This is a genomic window from uncultured Thiocystis sp. (assembly GCF_903866365.1).
In the GTDB taxonomy this organism is placed as follows: Bacteria; Pseudomonadota; Gammaproteobacteria; order Chromatiales; family Chromatiaceae; genus Chromatium.
In genome coordinates, this window is sequence record NZ_CAIPNF010000097.1 from 1 (window position 1) to 7,187 (window position 7,187).

At 62.7% G+C, this 7,187-nt stretch carries 9 protein-coding genes; all 9 read right to left on the reverse strand.

What is annotated here, in order from left to right:
• Positions 1-108: 108 nt before the first annotated feature.
• Complete coding sequence (locus QZY07_RS05920) at positions 109-1,308, reverse strand: S8 family serine peptidase (protein ID WP_295400610.1); 1,200 nt, start codon at positions 1,306-1,308, stop codon at positions 109-111.
• A gap of 63 nt (positions 1,309-1,371) precedes the next feature.
• On the reverse strand, positions 1,372-2,337 hold the full coding sequence (locus tag QZY07_RS05925; RefSeq protein ID WP_295400612.1) for a hypothetical protein: 966 nt from the start codon (positions 2,335-2,337) through the stop codon (positions 1,372-1,374).
• Positions 2,338-2,390: 53 nt separating this feature from the next.
• On the reverse strand, positions 2,391-2,624 hold the full coding sequence (locus QZY07_RS05930) for a hypothetical protein (RefSeq protein WP_295400614.1): 234 nt from the start codon (positions 2,622-2,624) through the stop codon (positions 2,391-2,393).
• Positions 2,625-2,807: 183 nt separating this feature from the next.
• Entirely contained in the window at positions 2,808-3,581 is a 774-nt protein-coding gene (locus QZY07_RS05935) for an adenosylcobinamide-GDP ribazoletransferase (RefSeq protein WP_295400626.1), read from the reverse strand.
• Positions 3,578-4,162, reverse strand: coding sequence for a histidine phosphatase family protein (locus tag QZY07_RS05940; RefSeq protein WP_295400616.1), 585 nt, complete (start codon positions 4,160-4,162; stop codon positions 3,578-3,580). Before QZY07_RS05940 ends, QZY07_RS05935 begins: the two co-directional genes overlap by 4 nt.
• 3 nt (positions 4,163-4,165) lie before the next feature.
• Positions 4,166-5,221: a nicotinate-nucleotide--dimethylbenzimidazole phosphoribosyltransferase gene (cobT, locus tag QZY07_RS05945; RefSeq protein WP_295400618.1), complete on the reverse strand. Its 1,056-nt coding sequence runs from the start codon at positions 5,219-5,221 to the stop codon at positions 4,166-4,168.
• Positions 5,218-5,760 (reverse strand): bifunctional adenosylcobinamide kinase/adenosylcobinamide-phosphate guanylyltransferase, encoded by a 543-nt coding sequence (cobU, locus tag QZY07_RS05950; RefSeq protein ID WP_295400620.1) that lies wholly within the window; start codon positions 5,758-5,760, stop codon positions 5,218-5,220. The genes cobT and cobU overlap by 4 nt, the downstream gene beginning before the upstream one ends.
• Complete coding sequence (gene cobO / locus QZY07_RS05955; protein WP_295400622.1) at positions 5,757-6,362, reverse strand: cob(I)yrinic acid a,c-diamide adenosyltransferase; 606 nt, start codon at positions 6,360-6,362, stop codon at positions 5,757-5,759. The genes cobU and cobO overlap by 4 nt, the downstream gene beginning before the upstream one ends.
• The gene (locus tag QZY07_RS05960) at positions 6,352-6,945 is read right to left on the reverse strand and encodes a hypothetical protein (RefSeq protein ID WP_295400624.1); all 594 of its coding nucleotides are present in this window, start codon (positions 6,943-6,945) and stop codon (positions 6,352-6,354) included. The genes cobO and QZY07_RS05960 overlap by 11 nt, the downstream gene beginning before the upstream one ends.
• Positions 6,946-7,187: the final 242 nt, after the last annotated feature.

The following is a 7,187-nucleotide window of genomic DNA, read 5'->3' on the forward strand; positions in this document are numbered from 1 at the left end:
GCATTCCCCATTATTTGAGCAGGTGCTTGAGCGTATGCCTTGGCCGGCGCGGCCTGCGAAACGACGACCGCGGCCAGCGAGCCCACCCCATTTGCTCGCTGTGGCAGCTTAGCAACGGTGGACCAATCGATGATCAAGGCCTGCGCCCGCAACCACTGGAGAGGCCATTGAGGTTCCCGAGTATTGCGCGTATCCATACTCAGGCACCGTGGACGAGATATTAAAGCCGGGCGCGGCGATGTTGAATTGACCGGGAGCTGTCGACGGACTGAAATTGGAGAAATAGGCTCGGCAGTCATGTTGCTCGGTCGCCATGACCCGCAAGGCGGTATTGGGATAGGCGCCAGGATAGGCAGAGATAGGACTTGTTGTGTTGCTATTACCAGCCGCCGCGACCAGTATCATGCCGGCATTCTTCATGGCGGTGACCTGGGTCGAAATTAACGTACTGGCCGATCCGCCCAGACTCATGTTGACAACCTTGGGGGATCCGTAAGTCGGATTGCCTTTAACCGAAACCACCCAGGCCATGCCGTTTGCAACATCGAACGAAGTACCCGAACCCGCGCTGTTCAACACTTTGACCGCCAGAATTTTGCAATTTGGACACACGCCCTCGCCATAGCTACCGTTTGCGCTCTTGGCGGCGACAATTCCGGCAACGTGTGTTCCGTGGTGGTAGTCATCATAAGGGTCGAAGTTATTGGCCACGGAGTTTTTCCCCTTGATGACCTTGCCAGCGAGATCCGGATGCGTGTAGTCGACCCCGGTGTCGATGACGGCCACTGTCGGCGGGGTGGCAGAGAGGACGGGTAAGACGGCCGTCTTGCGGATGACGGTGTGGTGCCATTGAAATCCCGTTCCTGGATCGGGCGAAACCGACATGGGCCGAGGATTTGCCGTGCTCCGAACCGATTTCTGAGGCCGGATGTTGTTCAGGTCAGGGAGGGGGGGAATGCGCGCGAACCCGTTGCGTTCGACAAATTGTACGTCGCTGCGAACGGCCAATGCTTTGATTGCCGCCTGTGCCGCTTTCTCGTTACCGAAGTGAAGCAGAACCGCACTCCCATCTTCCATCTTCTTTTCCAGCCGGCCTTGCATCGCCTGGGCGGCATTCAACACTCCTTCCTGCTTACCTTTCGTCGAGAGGCCCACGATGACCTCTCCCGTGACGAAATCCGTGCCCGCATGCAGGTTGGGATCGAATCCAAAACCTTTTTTGTTCGCTGGAATCGACAAGTCGTCCGCAAAGGTAACATTCGTCAGTAAAGTGCAGAGGGTAAGGATGAGTAATCGGCTTTGTCTCATGATTCATGGCTCCAAAATTATGAATGCAGACTGACTTAAAATCGTTATCAATGTGTTTGTTTTTTACTCAACAGACCCCCCTGGAAATGCTGTATCCTCATCATTTAATTCTAAAAATAAGTGATTGACTCGAGAACGAACCTGCTCGTCCGGATCTTGTCGCAGCAGCGAGATGGCATTCCATGCCGACTCCTGGCCTTGCGAGGCCATTACATCGATAGCAACGATCCTGATTTCTGGATCAGGGTCGTCCAATTTTCTTTCGATTTCCACTAATCCGCCTTCCAAGCGAGTTAACGACTCGAAGGCGGTCGTTCGTATATCAAGATTGTCGTCACTGGCGGCTTCTGTGAGCATGTCTAACACGTCTGATGGATGAGATGCGTGATAGAGGTCAAAGAACGAGGACAGAGCGGTTCTTCGGAGATCGACGTCATCGCTGGATGCGTCTCTCTCCAGCAAGTTGCGAGCGTCATCTTCGTCAAGTGCGTACAGTTGTCGATAGGCGAGTTCTCTGACAAAAGGCTCGCTGTCCTGGGCAGCCGCATGAAGGATGTCTCGCAAATTGGCAGGCTGCTCTTTGATCGAACCCTCTAACTGCGAGAGGCGTTCGTTCGGGTCGAGAGTCGTCTCTTGTTGATCGCCTTGTGTATGACTAGGAGTATAGACGAAAGGCGAGGGCGAGGAGCCTGGCTGACCCAAAATCATCAGTGTCAGGGTTGGCGGATGGTCCGATGATTCATGGAAATGAATGAGGACATAATCCTTGCCGTCCAGAATCGTGCGTAATCCATCGTAAAGAGGGGCTTGATCGAGGTTGACCGTCACGGTTTCCCGTAGCAAGTCGATGCCATTCATCTGGATTTCGGTTTTTCTGGCGATTTCGTTCAAGATTCGCCGAAGAGGAATATTGCGAGCCTGTACGCTTAGGCGTGACTGGCTCCACTCGACGTGGAATGGATCTGGCTGAGTGGCTTCCTGGGCGACGCTCGCGCGGGCTATCGAGAGGTTTAAGGTGATGATGAACATGACGCGAAACAGTGCCGGTTGCCGTAAATGCGAGCCGAAGCGCCTGGATCCGTTCATTGCATCGGCTTGCCCTGTACGAGTCGATAGCCGTGAAGTCGTCGCCGTTTGTCGATGGCATTGATCCGTTCGAGTCCCGCCTGGTAAGAAGGGACGCCGGTTTTACGCACGCGACCCCGGCGCGAATCGATCACGCCCCAACTGGATACCAGGGTCCAGTCGCCGAACAGATCCTTGATCAAATTCGCTTGATAATAAAGAGATTTTTCGGGTTGGATCCAGCTATACATGGCCCAATTCTCCTCGCGTCACAATGAATTCAGCGCGGTTAACCAGCGCTCGACCATCGCCCGCCGGTATCCCGGACGGATCGATCAGGTCAGCGATACTAGGTGCGCCGCATACACTCTGGGGCTATTGTTGACACAGGATGCTGAACGATGTCAATAGGTTGCTAATTTTCAAGGGATAATTCAGGAAGGGGTTGCGAGGAGAGCGGCGGCGAGCAGGAGCAGGGTTTCGGTGATTTCGACCAGGGCGCCGGCGGTATCGCCAGTGAATCCGGCGATGCGCCCGAGCATGGACCGTCGGGCGAGCAGCAGGATGAGCAGCGATCCCAGCGCCAGCGCCAGGCCCATCAAGACGCCTGTCCAGCCGCCGACCCAGCCGAGGCTCAGCAGGCATCCAGCCAGCACGAGCACGACCGCCATCCAGGCCGCCCGGCGCGGAAGCTGGCTGACCTGGTCCGAGGCCATGCCGAGTTTGCGCGCATAGGGCGTGGTCAGCAGCAGCAGCGGTAACTGCACCCGCGCCAGCAGTGGAATCCAAATCAGCAGCCAGGGTTCGCCGTGGGCGATTAGCGCAGCGAGTCCCGACCCTTTGGCGATCAACGCCAAGGCGATCGCGGTGACGGCCGCCGGACCGCTGCGCGGATCCTTCATGATCTCCAGGGTGCGTTCGCGGCTCGCCAGCCCGCCGACCCAGGCGTCCGCGCTGTCGGCGAGTCCGTCCAGATGCAGCCCGCCGGTCGACCAGACCCAGAGGATCAGGGTCAGCGCCGCCGCGACGCCGGGGTCTGTGCTCCCGAGCGTCCAGGCAACCAGCGCGATCAGTCCGCCCAGCAGCAATCCGACGAACGGATACCAGGGCACCGCCCAGCCCGCCTCGGCGGGCGCGACGATGCCGGGATCGGGGAAGGGGAGGCGGGTCAGGAAACGCCCGGCGATCCAGAGCGGACGGAGGTTCAGCGGACGTCTCGATGAAACACCAGGCTTGGACGTCCTGGCGGTGGGGGGATGCGCAGTCGCGTGAGAGAGGCGGGTGGAACTTCGAACAGCAGGCAAGCCTCGTCCGGCATCCGCAGCACCTCCGCCACCAGAACGCGGATGACGCCACCATGCGTGATCAACAGCACGTGAGAATCGTCGGAGCTCGACAGCGCGTTCCAGACATTCAGCACGCGCTCGCGAAATGCCGGGAAGGTCTCGGCGCCAGGGGGCGTGTAACTCACCGGATCGTCCCAGAAGCGGGTCAACTGATCCGCCGGGATCTGGTGAGCGGCGAGACCTTCCCAGGCGCCAAAATCACGCTCGCCGAAGGCCGTGTCCATCCGCAGGGGCAGACCATGCGTCTCGGCCAGCCGGCGCGCGAAGTCGGCGCAACGCTGGGAGGGCGAACAGAGGATACCGGTCCAGTCGGCGGCGTTGGCGGTCGCCCGGGACATCTGGTCCCAACCGTGAGCGGTCAGCGGATCGTCGTGGCCGCCCCGAAAGCGCGCGCCGCCCTGGACCTCGCCATGTCGCAGCAGATCCAGAAAACGGTCGCTCATCCCTCAGCCCTCGCTCACGCCGGCTTCGGCAAAGGTCGCCATGTTCTGGTGCAGCGCGCAGGCCAGACGCAGCAGCGGAACCGCCGCTGCCGCGCCGCTGGCCTCGCCGAGACGCATCCCGAGTTGCAGCAGCGGATCGGCGTCGAGCGCCTCCAGGATGACTCGATGACCGGGTTCCGCCGAGCTATGCGCGAACAGCAGCCAGTCGCGGACATCGGGCTGGATGCGCACCGCCGCGAGGGCCGCCGCGCTGGCGATAAAGCCGTCGACCAGCAGCGGAAGGCCGCGTTGGGCGGCGGTGAGATAGGCGCCGGTCAGGGCGGCGATTTCGAAGCCGCCGAGTCGACCGAGCAGCTCCATGGGCGTGCTGCCGGGCGTGGCATGCAGCGCCAGGGCGGTGGCGACCACCTCGGTCTTGTGCGCGATCCCGGCGGCATCCAGACCGGTGCCGGGGCCGACCAGATCGGCGGGCGGCCGCTCCAGCAGGGCGCAGGCAAGCGCCGCCGCGGGGGTGGTGTTGGCGATGCCCATCTCGCCGCCGATCAACAGTCTGGCGCCGCCATCGATGGCGCGCTCGACGGCGGCCCGGCCCGAGTTCATGGCGCCGGCCTGTTGTTCGGAGGTCATGGCCGGCTCGCGGGCGATGTTGCCGCTGCCGGGGCCAAGCCGCTCGGAACGCACGCCCTCGATGGGGCCGGGGTCGGCGACCATCCCCAGATCGATGATCTCCAGGCGCGCGCCGAGCGCCGTCGCCAGCACCGAGATGGCCGCGCCGCCACGGGCGATGTTGTGCACCATCTGGTTCGTCACCGACTGCGGAAAGACGGAGACGCCCTCGGCCGCGACGCCATGATCGGCGGCGAACAGCAGGATCTGGACCGGATCGGCCGCGGGCATGGCCTTGCCCTGCAATCCGGCGAGCCGGATGGCGAGTTCTTCCAGCCGGCCCAGCGAGCCGCGCGGTTTGGTGAGCTGATCCTGACGCCGGCGCGCGGCAGCGGCCGCCGTGCGGTCGACCGGAAGACAGGGTTCGTTGAGCCAGGCGAGTCCGGCGATCATGCCGCACCTCCTTGAATGTCAGGAGTTTTGACCGTCAACGGTAGACCGGCCACGGTCAGGATGACCCGGTCGCAGCGGGCGGCGAGATCCTGATGCAAGGTGCCGGCCAGGTCGCAGAAACGGCGGGTGAGCGCATCCAGGGGGATGACCCCCAGGTTGGTCTCGTTGCCGACCAGAATCAGTTCGCCGGGCGCGGTCGCGACCGCGTTCAGCAGGGCGGCGGTTTCGTCGCTGAGACCCGTTTCGTCATTCTTCATGAGCAAATTCGTCAACCAGAGTGTCAGGCACTCGACCAGCAGACAGCGATCGGGCGCGGATGCGCGGGCGATAACGCCCGCCAGGGCGATGGGTTCCTCGATCAGACGCCAGTCGGGCGGTCGGCGGCGCTGGTGGGCGGCGATCCGCTGGCGCATTTCCTCGTCGCCGGCGTGGGCGGTGGCGACATAGGTGACGGGCAGCGCGCTGTCATGGGCGAGACGCTCGGCCAGTCGGCTCTTGCCCGAGCGCACTCCGCCCAAAATCAGGGTGCGGCCCGTCAAAGCTCGACGCCCTTTTGGGCCATGATCCCGGCATCGAAGGCATGCTTGATCGGGCGCATCTCGGTCACGGTGTCGGCAATATCGATCAGATCCTGCGGCGCCGCGCGGCCGGTGACCACGGCGTGCTGATGGGCCGGGCGGTTCTGGAGCGCGTCCAGCACGGCTTCTGTCGGGACCAGACCGAGCTTGAGCGCGATGTTGAGTTCGTCCATCACGACCATCTGTACCGACGGGTCGGCGAGGAAGGCGGCGGCCTTGTCCCAGGCCGCCAGCGCGGCCCGGCGGTCCAGTTCGGCGTCCTGCGTCTCCCAGGTGAAGCCCTCGCCCATGACGTGGAATTCGACATCGGGGAAGCGCCGGAAAAAGGCTTCCTCCCCGGTCGAGAAGCTGCCCTTGATGAACTGCACCACGGCCACCGTCATACCATGCCCAAGGGCGCGGGCGACCATCCCGAAGGCCGCCGAACTCTTGCCCTTGCCGTTGCCGGTATTGACCACCAGTACGCCGCAGTCCTGATCGGCCCGGGCGATCCGGGCGTCGACCAGTTCCTTCTGGCGTTGCATGCGCTGGCGGTGGCGCTCGCGCGCTGCCTCATCGGTCATTGCGACGCACCCGTTCGGCACCCGAACGAGACCGGATGCCAACCAGACTCAGATGCGCCAGTGCGATCAGACCGACATAGGCCGCCAGTTGCACGAGGGTCGCCGGCATGTAGGTGGCGAAACGCCCGAGGAGTTCGGTCAGGCTCAGGTCGGCGAAGCGACCCGACAGGAGGTAGAAACCGCCGCTGGAGATCATCTCGGAGGCGATCCCGCCGACCAGCAGCGCGCCGGCTAGGAGCGGTAGGGTCGCGGCGGTCGCGCGGTGACGTCCGGCATACCAGCGCCCGGCGCCCCAGACCGCGCCATAGGCCGGCACCAGCATCCAGTAGGCCGCGGTCAGACAGTAGCCGCTGACGCCGCCCCAGCCGATGGCGGTCAGATCGAGGACGGTCGCGAGCACGAAGAGCGCCACGAATCCGCCGAGCTGACGCAGATAGACGCCGCCGAGGAAGAACACCGCCAGCGAGGCATCCGGCAGGTGATGGGCCAGCGGCGCGAAAAACTGCCCGCGGGTGGCGGCCATCAGCGCGGCTAGACCCAATCCGATCAGGAGACGGGAGCGGGAGTCAGTGATGTCGTTCATCGATTGGTTTCTCCTGTGAGCGGCAACGCGATCGATGTCGGTTTGCCGGGTGAATGGACATTGGTTTCGTCGGACATTGTAAACCGTGCTCGGCATCGCATGGGCGGTTTGTGCGCCCTCACCTCATCACCTATCACTTTCTGGCAAACTGTGACGCTGAGGTCATGTTGAGGTGATTGGAGATCATGGGAAGCGTCAAACGATTGGCGGATGAAGTGGCGCGCGGGCTACGCGAGGTACAC